The following is a 16,497-nucleotide window of genomic DNA, read 5'->3' as shown; positions in this document are numbered from 1 at the left end:
GCTTTTTTGTGCTCGTTCAGGATGCTGAAGCGCTGGGAAGCCTCGGGGCGAGCTCGGTGACCAGGTAGTCGAGGAACTGGCGGACCTTGGGGGAGCGATGCCGGTGACGCGGATAGACGGCCCAGACCGCGGTGTCGTCGTGGCGGTAGGCATCGAGCACGCTGATCAGCTCGCCGCGTGCCAGGTGCTGGTCGACATAGTAGTCGGGCAACTGGGCGAGCCCCAGGCCCTTGAGAGTAGCGTCGAGCAATGCCGGTCCGGAGTTGCCGCGCCAGGGACCGTCGATGCGTATCTCGCGTCGGACGCCATCGACGTCGAAGCGCCAATGGTCACGGGTGCCCGCCAGGCAGCGATGGCGCGACAGCTCGGAGAGGGCGTGTGGCTGGCCGTAGTGGGTGAAATAGTCCGGCGAGCCGACCACGTACTCGCGGCGCTCGCAGAGTCGCCTGGCGATCAGTGAGGAATCCTGGAGCGTACCCATGCGGATGGCGATGTCGAAGCCTTCGTCGATGATGTCGACTCGCCGGTTGGTGAAGTGCATGTTCACTTCGAGCTGTGGGTGCAGGCGCATGAAGTCGTGGACCAGTGGTGCCAGGTAGCGTTCGCCGAAGGTGGTGGCGCTGGTGAGGCTGAGCAGGCCGCTGGGACGGGTCTGGAGTTCCTTGATGGCCGCTTCGGCCTCACGGAAGCCGTCGAATAGATGATGACAGTGCTGATAGTAGAGTCGGCCCGCCTCGGTCAGGCGTATGCGGCGCGTGGTCCGGTACAGCAGGGGAGTATCCAGTTGGCTCTCCAACTGGCTGACCAGCCGGCTGACATGGGAACTCGAGACCCTCAGCCGCTCGGCGGCGGCATTGAAGGCGCCGAGTCGGACGACCTCGATGAAGGCTTCGACACGATCCCAGCGTTGCATGTTGGCGTCTCCACTCGATTATTGCCAGATGACAATAATGTCATGCGTTTGATGCGGTTTATAGTGACCGCCACTCTTGCCTAGACTGCAAGGATGTCAATCACCCACCGAGAGGATGGATCATGAAGTCTCGTGCCGCCGTGGCCCTGGAAGCGGGTCAGCCCCTGCAGTTGACCGAGATCGATGTCGAGGGCCCGAAGTCCGGCGAGGTGCTGGTGCGCATGGCCGCCACCAGTGTCTGCCATACCGATGCCTATACCCTTTCCGGTGCCGACCCGGAGGGTAACTTTCCCGCGGTGCTGGGCCATGAAGGTGCCGGTGTCGTCGAGGAAGTGGGCGAGGGCGTCACCAGCCTGCGTCCGGGCGATCATGTCATTCCTCTGTATACGGCCGAATGCGGCAAGTGCAAGTTCTGCCTGTCCGGCAAGACCAACCTGTGTGGCTCGGTTCGCGCCACTCAGGGCAAGGGCGTGATGCCGGATGGCACCAGCCGTTTCTCCCTGGAAGGCAAGCCGCTTCATCATTACATGGGGACTTCCACCTTCAGCGAGTACACGGTACTGCCGGAGGTGTCGCTGGCATCGGTGTCCAAGCAGGCACCCATGGACAAGATCTGCCTGCTGGGATGCGGTGTCACCACCGGTATCGGCGCGGTCATGAACACTGCCAAGGTGGAGCCCGGCAGCACCGTGGCGGTGTTCGGCCTGGGAGCCATCGGCCTGGCCGTGATCCAGGGCGCGGTGATGGCCAAGGCGAGCCGCATCATCGCCATCGACGTCAATCCCGAGAAGTTCAAGCTCGCCGAGCAGTTCGGTGCCACCGAGTTCGTCAATCCCAAGGACTACTCCGGTTCCATCCAGGAAGTGATCGTCGACATGACCGATGGCGGTGTCGATTACTCGTTCGAGTGCATCGGCAATGTCAACGTCATGCGTTCGGCGCTGGAGTGCTGCCACAAGGGATGGGGCGAGTCGATCATCATCGGCGTGGCCGGTGCCGGCGAGGAAATCTCCACCCGTCCGTTCCAGCTGGTCACCGGCCGCGTCTGGAAGGGCTCCGCCTTCGGTGGTGTCAAGGGCCGCACCGAGCTGCCGGGGTATGTCGAGCGTTACATGAACGGCGAGATCAACATCGACGACTTCATCACCCACGACATGCCTTTCGAGGAAATCAACGAGGCCTTCGAGCTGCTGCACCGCGGCGAGAGCATCCGCACCGTGCTGCACTATTGATTGCCGGTTGCACCACGCGGGTCGCTGGGTGAATCTGCTGGTGTGGTGCGACTCGTGCCGGCCTGGCGTCCGGCGGCGGTGCCTTCGCGTACCGCCATTGACCCGGCAACAGGCTTGCCGGGTCAGGACTGAACCGATTTCCGTCGTCGAGGAGACTGATCCATGACCATGACCGAGCATCTGGAGCTGGTCTCGGCCAACCGCAGCTTCGGTGGCTGGCACAAGCGCTACCGCCATCGTTCGCGAGCGCTGGACTGCGAGATGGTGTTCGCCATCTACCTGCCGCCGCAGGCCGAGACCGAACGCGTGCCGCTGCTGTGGTGGCTGTCGGGGCTGACCTGCACCGACGAGAACTTCATGCAGAAGGCCGGTGCCCAGCGCCTGGCCGCCGAACTGGGCATCGCCATCGTCTGCCCCGACACCAGCCCCCGGGGCCTGGATCTGCCGGGCGAGCATGACAGTTACGATTTCGGCTCCGGGGCGGGGTTCTACGTCAATGCCACCGAAGCGCCCTGGAAGGATCACTATCGGATGTACGACTACGTGGCCGAGGAGCTGCCGTCAGTGGTGCGCCAGCACTTTCCGGTCAATGGTCGCGAGTCGATCAGCGGGCACTCCATGGGAGGGCACGGGGCCTTGATCATGGCCCTGCGTCGTCCCGGCCACTATCGTTCGGTATCGGCGTTCGCCCCGGTGGTCAATCCGACCCAGAGTCCCTGGGGGCGCAAGGCCTTCAGCGCCTATCTGGGCGAGGATGTCAGCCGCTGGACCCAGTATGATGCCTGCGAGCTGGTGGCGCGCGGCGCCTCCCGACAGCCGCTGTTCATCGATCAGGGGGAAGCCGACGATTTCCTGGAGGAACAACTGTGTCCGGCGCGGCTGGAGGCGGTGTGCGCCGAGCATGATCATCCGCTGACGCTGCGCCGCCAGCCCGGCTATGACCACAGTTATTTCTTCATTGCCAGCTTCATCGACGATCATCTGCGTTATCACGCCGAACGCTTGCAAGCCTAGGCACTGCCTGAAAAGTCGGCGAGCTCAGGCAGTTTCCCGACGATGCAGTACCAGGAATTTCGTCGTCTCGATATGCGCCGGCCCTCTCATGGGCCGGCGCTTTCGTTGGCGATGTCGTGTCGTACTCCCAAGCGGCGTCTGCATGCCTGGGAGCGACATCATTGTCGCAGAATACCGAGAAAGCGGCGTCGATAGGCAAATTTGACATGCCCGAAAACGACACAAAGATTACATTCTCGGTAGAGCTTGTCTGATCGCGACAGACGGCTCAGTCGGCGGCGTCAGACGCCCCTCGACAATAACAAGATGGTCCATGACAACCGTGCTGGAGTTTCAAGATGACAACCGCTACCCAGGCCCCGCCCAAGGCCACTCCCCAGACCCTGGGGTTCCTGCTGCTGGAAAACTTCACCCTGATCTCGCTGGCCTCTGCCATCGAACCCTTGCGTATGGCCAACCAGCTGGCCGGTCGAGAACTTTATCGCTGGTACACACTGACGGTGGATGGCAGTGCGGTACGCGCCAGTGATGGCCTGCAGGTAACGCCTGATGCCTCTACCACGGTACCGCTGGCGCTGGATACGGTGATCGTCTGTGGCGGTGTGGCCCCGCATCGCAGTGTCCAGCGCGAACACGTCGCCTGGCTGCAGTCCCAGGCGCGTCGCTCTCGCCGACTGGGCTCGGTGTGCACGGGAAGTTGGGCGCTGGCCCGGGCGGGTCTGCTGGATGGCTTCGAGACCAGCGTCCACTGGGAGTGCCTGGCCGCCATGCAGGAGGCCTTTCCCAAGGTGTCGTTGACCACCCGGTTGTTTTCCATCGATCGCGACCGGGCCACGTCGTCCGGTGGCACCGCGCCGCTGGACATGATGCTGACGCTGATCGGTCGGGACCATGGCCGCGAGCTGTCGGCGGGCATCTCCGAGATGTTCATCTACGACCGCGTGCGCGGCGAGCAGGATCAGCAACGCGTGCCGCTCAAGCATGTGCTGGGCACCACCCAGCCGCGCTTGCTGGAGATCGTCGCGCTGATGGAGGCCAACCTGGAGGAACCGATCAGCCTCGACGAGCTGGCCAATTACGTGAATGTCTCGCGTCGCCAGCTTGAGCGACTGTTCCAGAAGAACCTGCATTGCTCCCCGTCGCGCTACTACCTTAAACTGCGCCTGACTCGGGCTCGCCAGCTGCTCAAGCAGACCCCGATGTCGATCATCGAGGTCGCATCGGCCTGTGGTTTCGTGTCCACGCCGCACTTCTCCAAGTGCTACCGCGAGTATTTCGGCATTCCGCCTCGCGACGAGCGGTTGAGCAGCAGCGCCGTGGAACTGGTGCCGCCGGTGCGGCTGGATCAGGACGCCGCCTCGATGCTGCAATCGGCATCCGCGTTCGAGGCCTTGCCCAATGAACCGGTCTCCGCTGCCATGACGGCCCTGGATCAGGCGCGGGGCGAGCCGACGTATGCCAGCGTGAGGTTGAGGACATGACATGAGAGAGGTGTGATGCGGGAGTGGCTGCGACGGGCGGCTCGAGTCCTGGGGCTCGCGCTGCTGGGGTGGGTAGGGCTGTCCGTCCTGCTGGTCCTGATGTTCAGAGTGGTGCCGGTCGGCGGTTCCATGGTCATGGTCGAGCGCAAGGTGGAAGCCTGGCTCGCCGGTGAATCCCTGGACATTCGCCAGCAGTGGCGCCCCTGGTCGCAGCTTTCCGACAACGCCAAGCTGGCGGTGATCGCTGCCGAGGATCAGCGCTTTCCGAGCCATCACGGTTTCGACTTCGTCGAGATGCGGCGTGCCGTGATGGCGAGCCTGAAGGGCAGCGATCTGCGCGGTGCCAGTACCCTCAGCCAGCAGACCGCCAAGAACCTCTTTCTCTGGACCGGCCGCAACTGGGTGCGCAAGGGGCTCGAGGCCTGGTTCACCCTGCTCATCGAGCTGTTGTGGCCCAAGGAGCGCATTCTCGAGGTCTATCTCAACATTGCCGAATGGGATAACGGCGTCTTCGGCCTGGAAGCGGCGGCGCAGCACTACTTCGGTGTTCCCGCCGCCGCACTGACGCCTGTTCAGGCCAGCCGTCTGGCGGCCATCCTGCCCAATCCTCGTGGCTGGAGCGCCTCCCGCCCAAGTTCCTACGTGCTCCAGCGCAGCGACTGGATCCGTGGCCAGATGCGCAATCTGGGCCATGCCTATCTGGAGCGTTTGTAAAGCGTTCCGTCCAGCTGTCGCGATCGCGACGCCCATGACGTTTTTGGGATTTTCCCGGTCGCTCCCAGGCGCCGAGCCAGGGGAGGCGAGGGCTATGCTGCCGGCATGATCATGTATCAACCGGAGCCCCGCCATGACCCCCGTCGAGCTGCACCAGGACGCCATCGTCATCGATGGTCTGATCATCGCCAAGTGGAATCGTGAACTCTTCGAAGATATGCACAAGGGCGGACTGACGGCTGCCAACTGCACCGTTTCCGTCTGGGAGGGTTTCCAGGCCACCGTCGACAATATCGTCGCGACCAACGCCCTGCTGGCCGAGTCCAGCGATCTGGTGCGCCCCGTGCACACCACGGCGGACATCACCCGGGCCAAGGAAGAAGGCAAGACTGGCATCATCTACGGCTTTCAGAATGCCCACGCCTTCGAGGATCAGATCGGCTACGTCGAGATCTTCAAGCGCCTCGGGGTCGGCATCGTGCAGATGTGCTACAACACCCAGAACCTGGTGGGCACCGGCTGCTACGAGCGTGACGGCGGCCTGTCCGGGTTTGGACGCGAGATCGTCGCCGAGATGAACCGCGTGGGCATCATGTGCGATCTCTCCCATGTCGGCGAGAAGACGTCCACCGAAGTCATCGAGGCCTCCGAGAAGCCGGTCTGCTATTCCCACTGCCTGCCTTCCGGGCTCAAGGATCACCCCCGCAACAAGTCCGACGAGGAGCTGAAGTTCATCGCCGATCATGGCGGTTTCGTCGGTGTCACCATGTTCACGCCCTTCCTGCGTGCCGGTGTCGACGCGACCGTCGACGATTATGTCGAAGCCATCGAATACGTGATGAACATCGTCGGCGAGGACGCCATCGGTATCGGTACCGACTTCACTCAGGGGCAGGACCATAACTTCTTCGAATGGCTGACCCACGACAAGGGCTACGCCCGTCGTCTGACCCGCTTCGGCCAGATCATCAATCCCGAAGGCATTCGCACCATCGGTGAGTTCGGCAATCTCACCGAGGCGCTGCTGCGGCGTGGCTTCAGCGAGCCCCAGGTGCGCAAGATCATGGGCGAGAACTGGATGCGTGTGCTGAAGGATGTCTGGGGAAGCTAGAAGCAAGAGGGAAAGACTTTCTTGTCTCTTCCCCTCGATTTTTGCTCCTTGTTTCTTATGTCTTTTTTATAACGACAATTTTGAGGAATGACACCGTGACCAAGATGGCTCCCGAACTGCCCATCGAGGTGGATGCCGAGACCGGCGTCTGGACCACCGATGCGTTGCCGATGCTCTATGTGCCGCGCCACTTCTTCATCAACAACCATGTGGCGGTCGAGGAAGCGCTCGGCGTCGAGACCTACGCCGAGATTCTCTACCACGCCGGCTACAAGAGCGCCTGGCACTGGTGCGAGAAGGAAGCGGAGCTGCATGGCCTGGAAGATGAAGCTGTCTTCGAGCACTACATGACGCGCCTCTCCCAGCGTGGCTGGGGCCGGTTCATCACCGAGGACATCGACCTCGAGGCCGGTACCTGCCGGGTGCGGCTCGAGCACAGTGCTTTCGTCTATCAACTGGGCAAGGTCGGACGCAAGGTCGAGTACATGTTCACCGGCTGGTTCGCCGGTGCCATGGACCAGATTCTCGCCGCACGGGGCAGCCGGCTGCGGACCATCGCTGAACAGACCCAGAGTGCCGCCGAAGAGGGCTGTGACGTCGGTTACTTCGTCACCGTGCCGCGCGATACCCGGGATCAAGGCTGAGGAGAAAGACCATGGCGTTCGATGCGATGTTTCAGCCGATCCAGATCGGCAACCTGACCATTCGCAACCGGGTGGTGAGCACCGCCCATGCCGAGGTTCATGCCACCGATGGCGGCATGACCACGGATCGGTATGTCAAATACTACGAGGAGAAGGCCAAGGGCGGCTGTGGCCTGTGCATCTGCGGCGGCTCCTCGCCGGTGTCGATCGATAGCCCCCAGGCTTGGTGGAGTTCGGTGAACCTTGCCACCGACCGGATCATTCCGCATTTCCAGAATCTGTCGGAAGCCGTCCACAAGCACGGCGGCAAGATCATGATCCAGATCACCCACATGGGGCGGCGTTCGCGCTGGGACGGCTTCGACTGGCCGCATCTGCTGTCGCCGTCGGGCATCCGTGAACCCGTTCACCGCTCGACCTGCAAGACCATCGAGGAAGAAGACATCTGGCGCATCATCGATGACTTCGCCCAGGCCGCGCGTCGCGCCAAGGAAGGTGGACTGGATGGCGTCGAGCTTTCCGCCGTCCACCAGCACTTGATGGACCAGTTCTGGAGTCCTCGCGTCAACAAGCGTACCGACCAGTGGGGCGGCAGTTTCGAGAACCGCATGCGTTTCGGCATGGAGGTGCTCAAGGCCGTTCGCGAGGAAGTCGGCGACGATTTCGTGGTGGGCATGCGCATCTGTGGTGACGAGTTCCACCCGGACGGCCTGTCCCACGATGACATGAAGCAGATCGCCGCCTATTACGATGCCACAGGCCAGGTCGACTTCTTCGGCGTGGTCGGCTCCGGCTGCGATACGCACGACACCCTGGCCAACGTGATTCCCAACATGTCCTATCCGCCGGAGCCTTTCCTGCACCTGGCGGCGGGCATCAAGGAAGTGGTCAATGTACCGGTGATCCATGCCCAGAACATCAAGGATCCCAATCAGGCCAATCGGATCCTCGAGGGCGGGCATGTCGATCTGGTGGGCATGACCCGCGCGCATATCGCCGATCCGCATCTCATCACCAAGATCAAGATGGATCAGGTCGATCGGATCAAGCAGTGCGTGGGCGCCAACTACTGCATCGATCGCCAGTATCAGGGCCTGGACGTGCTGTGCATCCAGAATGCTGCCACCTCGCGTGAATACATGGGCCTGCCGCACGAGATCGAGACCACCGAAGGTCCCAAGCGACGTGTCGTCGTGGTGGGCGGTGGTCCCGGTGGCATGGAAGCGGCCCGTGTCGCCGCCGAGCGCGGGCACGAGGTGACCCTGTTCGAAGCCGCCGAGCAGCTCGGCGGGCAGATCACCATCGCCTCCAAGGCGCCGCAGCGCGACCAGATCGCCGGCATCACCCGCTGGTATCAGCTCGAACTGGCGCGACTGGGCGTCGATCAGCGTCTGGGGACGCGGGCCGACGAGGCCACCATCCTCGACCTGCGGCCGGACATCGTGGTGCTGGCCACTGGTGGACGACCCTATCTCGATCAGTACGAGGAGTGGGGCTACGACGAGGATACCGACAAGAGTCTGGTGGTCAGCACCTGGGATATCCTCGAAGGTCGTGTCGAGCCGGGCAAGAACGTCCTGATCTACGACACCATCTGCGAGTTTTCCGGCGTCTCGGCGGCGGACTATCTGGCCGACAAGGGCGCCAAGGTCGAGATCGTCACCGATGACATCAAGCCGGGTTCCGCGGTGGGCGGCACCACCTTCCCGACCTACTACCGCAGCCTCTACGAGAAGGAGGTGATCATGTCCTCCGATCTGGGGCTGCACAAGGTCTATCGCGAAGGCGAATCCCTGGTGGCGGTGCTCGAGAACGAGTACACCGGCAACCAGGAAGAGCGGGTGGTCGATCAGGTCGTGGTGGAGAACGGCGTACGGCCCGACGAGGCGCTCTACTATGCCCTCAAGCCCCAGTCACGCAACAAGGGCCAGGTGGATCTCGAGGCCCTCTATGCCATCCAGCCGCAGCCCTGCCTGTCGGAGGAGGGAGACGGCTTGTTGCTGTTCCGTCTGGGGGACTGCACCTCGCCGCGTAACACCCACGCGGCCATCTACGATGCGCTTCGGCTTTGTAAAGACTTCTGATTGAGCGAAAGCCTCAACAAAGAGGGGCACCGAGGACAGGCCGTAGCGACGGTCATTTGCCAGGGGCGAGGCGGAAGGAGAAGCACCTCCAGTGGAGGTGCTTTCCGCCGAGCGGGTTGGCCAGGATAGCCAGCCCGGGCCCTGCAGGCGGCGCAAGACACTATTCGCGTCGCAGGGCAAGCACGTCGCAGGGCAAGTGTCGTCCCAGGAATGGGGCGCACGCCCTTGCGCAGGCCTGTCGCCGGAAATGCCCAGATGACAAAGCCCATGGCTCCTGAGACGAGGTGAGCACCATGCTCGACACCCTCCTGCCGATATTGATCTTCTCTGTCCTGGCGCTGGCCGCGGTCGGCGCCGTACGACGCGTCCGCCTGTGGCGTCAGGGACGCCCCGCCCGGGTCGAACTGCTCAAGGGACTCGCGTCCATGCCGCGCCGCTATCTGGTGGATCTGCACCATGTCGTGGCGCGCGACAAAGTGATGTCCAATACCCACGTGGCCACCGCCGGTGGCTTCGTGGCCGCTGCCGTGCTGATGATCCTGGTGCATGGTTTCGGGCTGGCCGAGGGCGTGCTCGGCTGGTTGCTGCTGCTGACCAGTGGCGTCATGTTCGTCGGCAGCCTGTTCGTGGCACGCCGTCGCCGCAACCCGCCGGCCCGCCTTTCCCGGGGGCCCTGGATGCGCCTGCCCAAGAGTCTGATGGCTTTCTCGCTTGGCGTGTTCGCCATCACTCTACCCAGTGTCGGCCTGCTGCCCGAGGGCCTGCTTGCGGGCACGGGTGGCGTCTTGCTGGCCTTCGTGCTGCTTCTGGTGGTGGCCTGGGGACTCGCCGAGATGCTGATCGGCATGGGCTGGGGCGGCCCGATGAAGCATGCCTTCGCCGGGGCGCTGCACCTGGCTTTCCACCGCCGGCCCGAACGCTTCTCCACCCGTCGCGGCGGGGAAGGACGCTCGACCGGCCTCAAGGCGCTGGATCTCGAGGATCCCGAGGCGCCGCTCGGCGTCGAGAAGCCTGCCGATTTCACCTGGAACCAGCTGCTGGGATTCGACGCTTGCGTACAGTGCGGGCGTTGCGAGGCAGTGTGCCCGGCCTTCGCCGCCGGTCAGCCGCTCAACCCCAAGAAACTGATCCAGGACATGGTGGTGGGCATGGCCGGTGGCAGCGATGCCCAGTATGCCGGCAGCCCCTATCCGGATCGGCCGGTAGGCGAGCATCAGGGCTCGCCCCACGGCCCCATCGTGGCCCGGGAAGGCAAGGCGCTGGTCGATGCCGAGACGCTGTGGTCCTGTACCACCTGCCGGGCTTGCGTCGAGGAATGTCCGATGATGATCGAACACGTCGATGCCATCGTCGACATGCGGCGCTTCCTGACCCTGGAACATGGCCAGACGCCTGGCAAGGGCGCCGAAGTGCTCGATAACCTGATCGCCACCGACAACCCTGGCGGCTTCGACCCCGGCGCGCGGATGCACTGGGCCGCCGACCTGGAGCTGCCGTTGATGTCCCAGCGCGGCCAGGCCGAAGTGCTGCTGTGGCTGGGTGACGGCGCCTACGACATGCGTAACCAGCGGACCCTGCGTGCCCTGATCAAGGTGCTGCGTGCCGCCGGTGTCGACTTCGCGGTGCTGGGCGACGAAGAGCGGGACAGCGGCGATGTGGCGCGCCGACTGGGCGACGAGGCAACCTTCCAGTCGCTGGCCCGTCGCAACATCGCCACGCTGTCGAAGTATCGCTTCGAGCGCATCGTCACCTGTGATCCGCACAGCTTCCATGTGCTGGGCAACGAGTATGGCGAGCTGGGTGGCGACTATGCGGTCTCCCACCACAGCACCTTCATCGCCGAGTTGTACGATGCTGGACGCCTCGATTTCCGCGCCTGGAAAGGAGGGCGTGTGACCTATCACGATCCCTGCTATCTCGGCCGCTACAACGGCGAGTTCGAGGCGCCGCGCAATGTGCTCAAGGCGTTGGGCATCGAGGTGGCCGAGATGCAACGCTCCGGTTTCCGTTCGCGCTGCTGCGGCGGCGGTGGTGGAGCGCCGATCACCGATGTGCCCGGCAAGCAGCGGATTCCCGACATGCGCATGGGCGACGTTCAGGAGACCGGTGCCGACCTGGTCGCCGTTGGCTGTCCGCAGTGCACGGCCATGCTGGAAGGCGTGGTCGACAGCGATGCCGAGGTCCGCGACATCGCCGAGCTGGTGGCGGATGCCCTGGTCGAAGGCGCACCCTCCAGCACGCCCGGACCGGCGTCGACCCGGCAGCCATTGGCTGAGGAGGTGGCGTGATGAGTGATATCAAACGGCGCGACCCGCGCAAGGAATGGATCGCCCGCAATCGCCTGCATCCGCAGCACCTGGAAGTCCTGGCGGAGCTGGGCCAGGGGGCGGCCAGCGAATGGATGGGGCCGAACGGCGTGCTCCGTCGCAACCCTCATGCGATAGGTTTCATCGGCCCCAACGGCATCAAGCGAATCGACCGCAGCGGTGCCCAGCAGGGCGTGGCTGGTGGCGGAGCTTCGACATCGAGCGTGGTCCAGAAGCCGCTGGTCGAGATCGATGACCCGACCTTCACGGTCGTGGTGGTGCCGGACATGGCGGGTGGCCGTCTGAGCAGCCATGACCGGGACCTGCTCGGTCTGGCGCGCCGCTTTGCCGATGCGAACCCGGATGAGCAGGGCGCTGTCGTGGCCGTCATTTTCGGTTCCCACAAGGAGACGAGTTTCGACGAGGCGGGCATCGACCGCCTGCTGCATCTCGACTCGCCGGACGTGACGGGCTATGCGCCCGAGGCGCGGTTGGGCGCTCTGGCAATGGTCGAGCAGGCCTGGGCGCCCCGCTATTGGCTGCTGCCGGACTCCAAGCTGGGCGGTGGCGAGATGGGACGGCGCCTGGCGGCGCGCCTCGGCGAGCGACCGGCGACGGGGGTCTGGCAAGTCGAGGCGGATGCGGAAATGCCCTCGGGATGGCGCTGCATCGCGCGGGGCGCGGCGGAGTCGGTGGATATCCAGCGCCCCCTGCCGCGGGTCGCGCTGGCCCTGGCCGAATGTGCCGAACCGGTCAGCGAGACGCGCCATGCCGCCGCCGAGCTGGCCTTGCCCCAGCCGTTGCCGTCGATGCTGTCGCGTATCGAGGATCTCGGCCAGGTGCCGGTCGATCCATCCGGCGTCGCCCTGTCCGAGGCCGAGTTCATCCTGTCCGCCGGCAATGGCGTCAAGGATTGGGAAGGCTTTCATCATGCCGCCGAGGTACTGGGAGCCACCGAAGGGGCGTCCCGAGTGGCGGTGGACGATGGCTTCATGGCGCGCGACCGTCAGGTCGGCGCCACCGGCACCTGGGTGACGGCCCGGGTCTATGTGGCCGTGGGCATCAGTGGTGCCATCCAGCATCTGCAGGGCATCCAGACGTGCGAGAAAGTGGTGGCGATCAACATGGATCCGGGGTGCGACATGATCAAGCGTGCCGATCTGGCGGTGATCGGCGACTCGGCCCGGATACTCGAGGCCCTGGTCACCCTGGTGGAACAAGCGCGAGAGGAGAAACGCGATGCGGCCTGACACAACCATGACGCCGGCGCTGGAGGTGACGGCGCTGGTTTCCATCGGTCGTCATCCGGTGACCGGCAGGGCGAGGCGTGCCGATCAGGATGCCCGGGGCGTGGAACTGGCGCGGTCGCTGGCGAACGCCGAGGTAAGCCTGTTGCATGCCGGTGAGCTGGCAGACGCGAACGAGCCGGCGTTGCGAGGCTATCTGGGTATGGGCTTCTCCGAGCTGTCGTTGCTCGAGCAGCCCGAAGGCGCCGATGTTCTTCCCGCGCTTGCCGAAACCCTGGACGCGGCTTCGCCGCATCTGGTGATCACCGGCGAACGCGCCGAATGCGGGGAAGGCTCGGGATTATTGCCCTACCTGCTGGCCGAGCGTCTCGGATGGCCCCTGGTGAGTGGCCTGGCGGCGGTGGAAAGCGTCGAGGATGGCGTGGCGACCCTGCTGCAAGCCTTGCCGCGCGGGCAGCGGCGGCGTCTCAAGGTGCGCCTGCCGGCCATCGTCACCGTCGACGGTGCGGCTCCCGCGCCCCGCCAGAGTGCCTATGGACCGGCGCGCCGCGGAAGCTTCGAGACGATCGCTGGCTCGGTCAGCCATGACGAGGAATGGGACGAGTGGCAGGTACAGCCCGCCCGCAAGCGCCCCAAGCGTCTGAAGATCGTCAAGGCGGCATCGGCGCGGGATCGTTTCAAGGCCGCGGCGGCCAAGGCCGAAGGCGGTGGCGGTCAGGTGCTGACGGATGTCACGCCGGAGCAGGGAGCCGAGGCGATCCTCAAGCTGTTGCGTGAGGAAGAAGTTCTGCGGTGACGAACACAGTGCGCCGGGTGGCGCGAGCAAACACAAACGGCGGCCCTTGGGCCGCCGTTTGTGTATCGTCGCTATTCGATCCGGGAGGGTCAGATCTGGGACATGGCGTCGGTGAAGCCCATCAGCGAAATGTCCACGTCCATGCGTTGATCGTTGGGTGCGATCAGGCTCAGGGTCGCGGTGGTGCCGCCACGCAGGCTTTGCAGCAGCGAGGGCTGGAGCGGCAGATCGGCACGGCAGCCTTGTTGCTGGCAGACCTGGTAGGGGAACTGCACCGGTTCTCCGCTACCGACGCTGAGCTGCAGGCCCGGTGCCAGGCGAACGCCCAGCGGCATCAGGAAGGTCATCACCGGGTTATCGATCTGGGGCGGGTTGGCGATCACCACACGCATCATCGGCTGGTTGCTGTCGGCATTGTTGATGACCTGATTCATGGTGCAGGGCCCCTGGCTGGCATCCTGCGGGCAGATCACCTCCCAATCCTGGAACTGCTGGGTATTGACGTTGGCATTGCCCGTCGGCTGTTGCTGGGCGAAGGCCTGGGGCACGAAGGCCATCAGTGAAAGCAACGCGGCAAGGCAGAGGCGCGGTGCGAGACGGTCAAACATATGCGGTGATCTCCTGTGGTGGCAGCGAATCCGTATCGCTGGGGTTGTTCAACATGACTATCACCTCCACAGCAAATTCGCCAGGAGGCAATGTCGGTGGCTTCCCGTATCGGGACAATTCCATGCCCTGGCCATGACCGGAAACGCACCCGTTCATCTCGAGACTCTTTGTAAATCAATGTCCCCGTGTCGGGCAACCGCAGTCGCTTGAACAAGGGTGAAAAACGCAAATGGATGACGTCGCGACATGCGTCGATGTCGTGGATGCCCCTGATTTTCAGCCGAGCGGTTGACAGCGCTTCGATCAGCGAAGTAAAAGATAAGTACCGGTTCATATTCGGGACCGGTGATAACCCACGTTTCAGACGAGTCGATGACATGGTTCATCCGAGCACAGCAGCAGGTTATGGCCTCGCCGTCATGCAACAGCATGATTCGCGAGCCCATGCCTGTCCGCGTGCTGTCGAACGAGTCTGACTCCTCGCAGGCCGCGGATCTTGCCGCGGCCTGTGCAATGCTGTTCGGGTGATCACCACCTGCCTCGACAAGATCCCGGCCTCCTCGACATTCAACGAAGGAGACCGAGATATGATGCTTTTCTCACTGTTCCGTCGCCTGCCCCGGTATCTGGGCGGCTCACGCCGTCGTGCATCCCCCGAACCCTTGACCCGGCTCAACGCGCACCTGCTGCGTGACATCGGGTTGCATGTCGAAGGCGGCGTCGTTCGACCGCTCGATCCGGGCATTGTGCCGGCCCCTCGTCGCACGGATGCCGCCGCTCCCTTGACCGGCACTCCGCCGGTGGGCGCGCGGCGCAGCGGTGCCGAGGTCTGTCCACATTGTGGCATGGCCCTGACCTAGGGACGCCGCGGTCGCTGGATGCGGCCGCGGTACTTAGACGAAGCGACGGGGTCGAGGTAACGGCCCCGTCGCTTCATTCCGCTGATCCCACCGAACTGGCGGAGGGACTGGTGATGTCTGTCGGCTATCAGGCAGAGGGTGCCTCGTGTTCGGGCAGGCCGATGGCCAGTGGCACGCTGACGATACCGCCGAGCAGGGCGATCCACAGTGGCGTGGAAGGCGCCCAGAACGCAGCGACCGGTCCCAGTCCCATCACGCCGAGCGCCGCCAGGGCATTGGAGAGCCCCAGTGCCATGCCCGAACCAAGCGAACGGTTCTCCGGCAGGATGTCCTGGGCGATGAGAATGCCCAGCGGTAGCGTCGCAAACAGGCAGATGCCGAGCACGCCGAGGGCGATCCACAGCCAGATTCCCGAGGCCAGCAGGAAGGCGCCGAGCATGATGACGGCAACGCTCATGGCCACGACCAGCAGAGCACGGCGTCCGAAACGATCGGAAAGTCGCCCGCCTCCCAGGTTACCGATCACGCCGATGACCAGCATGATGGTAATGAAGCTGGCGCCTGTGGTCAGGGAGCCTCCCGACTGAGTCCACATCAGGGGCACATAGGTCACCACCGACAGGATCATCAGCGAGCGCAGGGTGGAGAATGCCACCAGCCGCGTCAGGGGGGCGGCGTGCCGACGCCAGGCGATGGGCGTGGCATTCGCCGCGCGTGGCGGCAGCCGCGGCGCCCAGCGTAACAGGAAGGGCAGGGTGCACAGGGCGGGCAGAGCGAGGACCCACAGGTAGCCCAGTCCCCACTGTACGACCACCCAGCTTGCCAGGGCCGGCCAGACGCCGCGGCCGACCTCGCCGCCGACCATGAAGATCGACATCGCGGTACCGGGACGCTCACCGCCCAGTTGGCGGATGCCGGCCAGTGCCTGGGGATGGAAGAACGAGTTGGACACGCCGATCAGTACCAGCACGCCGAGCAGGGACCAGAAGCCCGATACCAGGCCCACCAGGGCGCCGCCCAGCGAGGAGCCGGCCAGTCCCAGGGCGATCATGATGCGTCCCCCGACCCGGTCGGCGAAGATACCTACCAGAGGTTGCAAGGCCTGGCCCATCAGCAGGGCTGCCATGATCGTGCCGGCCAATGCCACCGACAGGTTGAGTGAGATCAGGATCGCCGGCAGTACGCCAGGCAGGTAGTTGGCGGCGCCATCATTGAGAAAGTGGGCCCAGCTCATGCCGGTCAGGCGCCCGGGGCGCGAAGGGGGCGTGGCTGTCGCGGTGGTCGTTGCCTCCATGTCGGGCTCCTGTGACGGGTCGGCTCCGATTCAATCCGATATAACGTCTTGGCAGCATACTATAAGGAACTTAATGGAATCGGCGAATGGGCCATTGGTGGCAGCGCCGGCCCGACGCGCGATGTCTCGTTTTGACATGACAGTGACTCGCTGGGAACAGTGCGCTTCCGTGGAGGGGCTATGGTCGAGAGG

14 protein-coding genes are annotated in these 16,497 nt (G+C 64.2%); 11 read left to right on the top strand and 3 right to left on the bottom strand.

Going from position 1 to position 16,497, the window contains the following annotated elements:
* Nucleotides 1–16: 16 nt before the first annotated feature.
* A complete protein-coding gene (locus HELO_RS13560; protein WP_013333223.1) occupies nucleotides 17–913 on the bottom strand; it encodes a LysR family transcriptional regulator in 897 nt (298 codons plus the stop codon).
* Between the two features lie 122 nt (nucleotides 914–1,035).
* Between HELO_RS13560 and HELO_RS13555 the strand changes: the two genes are divergently transcribed.
* From HELO_RS13555 to etfB, 10 genes are all read left to right on the top strand, one after another.
* Nucleotides 1,036–2,145 carry an S-(hydroxymethyl)glutathione dehydrogenase/class III alcohol dehydrogenase gene (locus tag HELO_RS13555; RefSeq protein WP_013333222.1) on the top strand — a complete coding sequence of 370 codons (1,110 nt, stop codon included), beginning with the start codon at nucleotides 1,036–1,038 and terminating at the stop codon, nucleotides 2,143–2,145.
* 162 nt (nucleotides 2,146–2,307) lie between these two features.
* A complete protein-coding gene (gene fghA / locus HELO_RS13550) occupies nucleotides 2,308–3,159 on the top strand; it encodes an S-formylglutathione hydrolase (protein ID WP_013333221.1) in 852 nt (283 codons plus the stop codon).
* Between the two features lie 338 nt (nucleotides 3,160–3,497).
* Nucleotides 3,498–4,640 (top strand): choline metabolism transcriptional regulator GbdR, encoded by a 1,143-nt coding sequence (gbdR, locus tag HELO_RS13545; RefSeq protein WP_013333220.1) that lies wholly within the window; start codon nucleotides 3,498–3,500, stop codon nucleotides 4,638–4,640.
* Between the two features lie 15 nt (nucleotides 4,641–4,655).
* Entirely contained in the window at nucleotides 4,656–5,354 is a 699-nt protein-coding gene (gene mtgA, locus HELO_RS13540; RefSeq protein WP_013333219.1) for a monofunctional biosynthetic peptidoglycan transglycosylase, read from the top strand.
* 133 nt (nucleotides 5,355–5,487) lie between these two features.
* The gene (locus HELO_RS13535) at nucleotides 5,488–6,465 is read left to right on the top strand and encodes a dipeptidase (protein WP_013333218.1); all 978 of its coding nucleotides are present in this window, start codon (nucleotides 5,488–5,490) and stop codon (nucleotides 6,463–6,465) included.
* A 95-nt stretch (nucleotides 6,466–6,560) separates the two neighbouring features.
* Nucleotides 6,561–7,109, top strand: a complete 549-nt coding sequence (locus HELO_RS13530; RefSeq protein ID WP_041602147.1) for a DUF5943 domain-containing protein — start codon at nucleotides 6,561–6,563, stop codon at nucleotides 7,107–7,109.
* 11 nt (nucleotides 7,110–7,120) lie between these two features.
* Nucleotides 7,121–9,193, top strand: a complete 2,073-nt coding sequence (gene dgcA, locus HELO_RS13525) for a dimethylglycine demethylation protein DgcA (RefSeq protein WP_013333216.1) — start codon at nucleotides 7,121–7,123, stop codon at nucleotides 9,191–9,193.
* Nucleotides 9,194–9,486: 293 nt separating this feature from the next.
* Nucleotides 9,487–11,481, top strand: a complete 1,995-nt coding sequence (locus HELO_RS13520; RefSeq protein WP_013333215.1) for a (Fe-S)-binding protein — start codon at nucleotides 9,487–9,489, stop codon at nucleotides 11,479–11,481.
* The gene (gene etfA / locus HELO_RS13515) at nucleotides 11,481–12,749 is read left to right on the top strand and encodes an electron transfer flavoprotein subunit alpha (RefSeq protein ID WP_013333214.1); all 1,269 of its coding nucleotides are present in this window, start codon (nucleotides 11,481–11,483) and stop codon (nucleotides 12,747–12,749) included. The genes HELO_RS13520 and etfA overlap by 1 nt, the downstream gene beginning before the upstream one ends.
* Nucleotides 12,739–13,542, top strand: a complete 804-nt coding sequence (gene etfB / locus HELO_RS13510; RefSeq protein WP_013333213.1) for an electron transfer flavoprotein subunit beta — start codon at nucleotides 12,739–12,741, stop codon at nucleotides 13,540–13,542. The genes etfA and etfB overlap by 11 nt, the downstream gene beginning before the upstream one ends.
* An 89-nt stretch (nucleotides 13,543–13,631) precedes the next feature.
* Here the strand turns inward: etfB and HELO_RS13505 are convergent, their stop codons facing one another.
* Nucleotides 13,632–14,150: an invasion associated locus B family protein gene (locus HELO_RS13505; protein WP_013333212.1), complete on the bottom strand. Its 519-nt coding sequence runs from the start codon at nucleotides 14,148–14,150 to the stop codon at nucleotides 13,632–13,634.
* Nucleotides 14,151–14,738: 588 nt separating this feature from the next.
* On the opposite strand from HELO_RS13505, the gene HELO_RS13500 reads away from it, so the two are divergent.
* Nucleotides 14,739–15,011 carry a hypothetical protein gene (locus HELO_RS13500; RefSeq protein WP_041602146.1) on the top strand — a complete coding sequence of 91 codons (273 nt, stop codon included), beginning with the start codon at nucleotides 14,739–14,741 and terminating at the stop codon, nucleotides 15,009–15,011.
* A gap of 127 nt (nucleotides 15,012–15,138) precedes the next feature.
* Here HELO_RS13500 and HELO_RS13495 read toward each other — a convergent pair whose 3' ends face one another.
* Nucleotides 15,139–16,305 (bottom strand): MFS transporter, encoded by a 1,167-nt coding sequence (locus tag HELO_RS13495; RefSeq protein WP_013333211.1) that lies wholly within the window; start codon nucleotides 16,303–16,305, stop codon nucleotides 15,139–15,141.
* Nucleotides 16,306–16,497: the final 192 nt, after the last annotated feature.

Source organism: Halomonas elongata DSM 2581, from assembly GCF_000196875.2.
Taxonomy (GTDB): Bacteria; Pseudomonadota; Gammaproteobacteria; order Pseudomonadales; family Halomonadaceae; genus Halomonas; species Halomonas elongata.
This window is presented reverse-complemented; position numbering and strand designations above follow the sequence as displayed.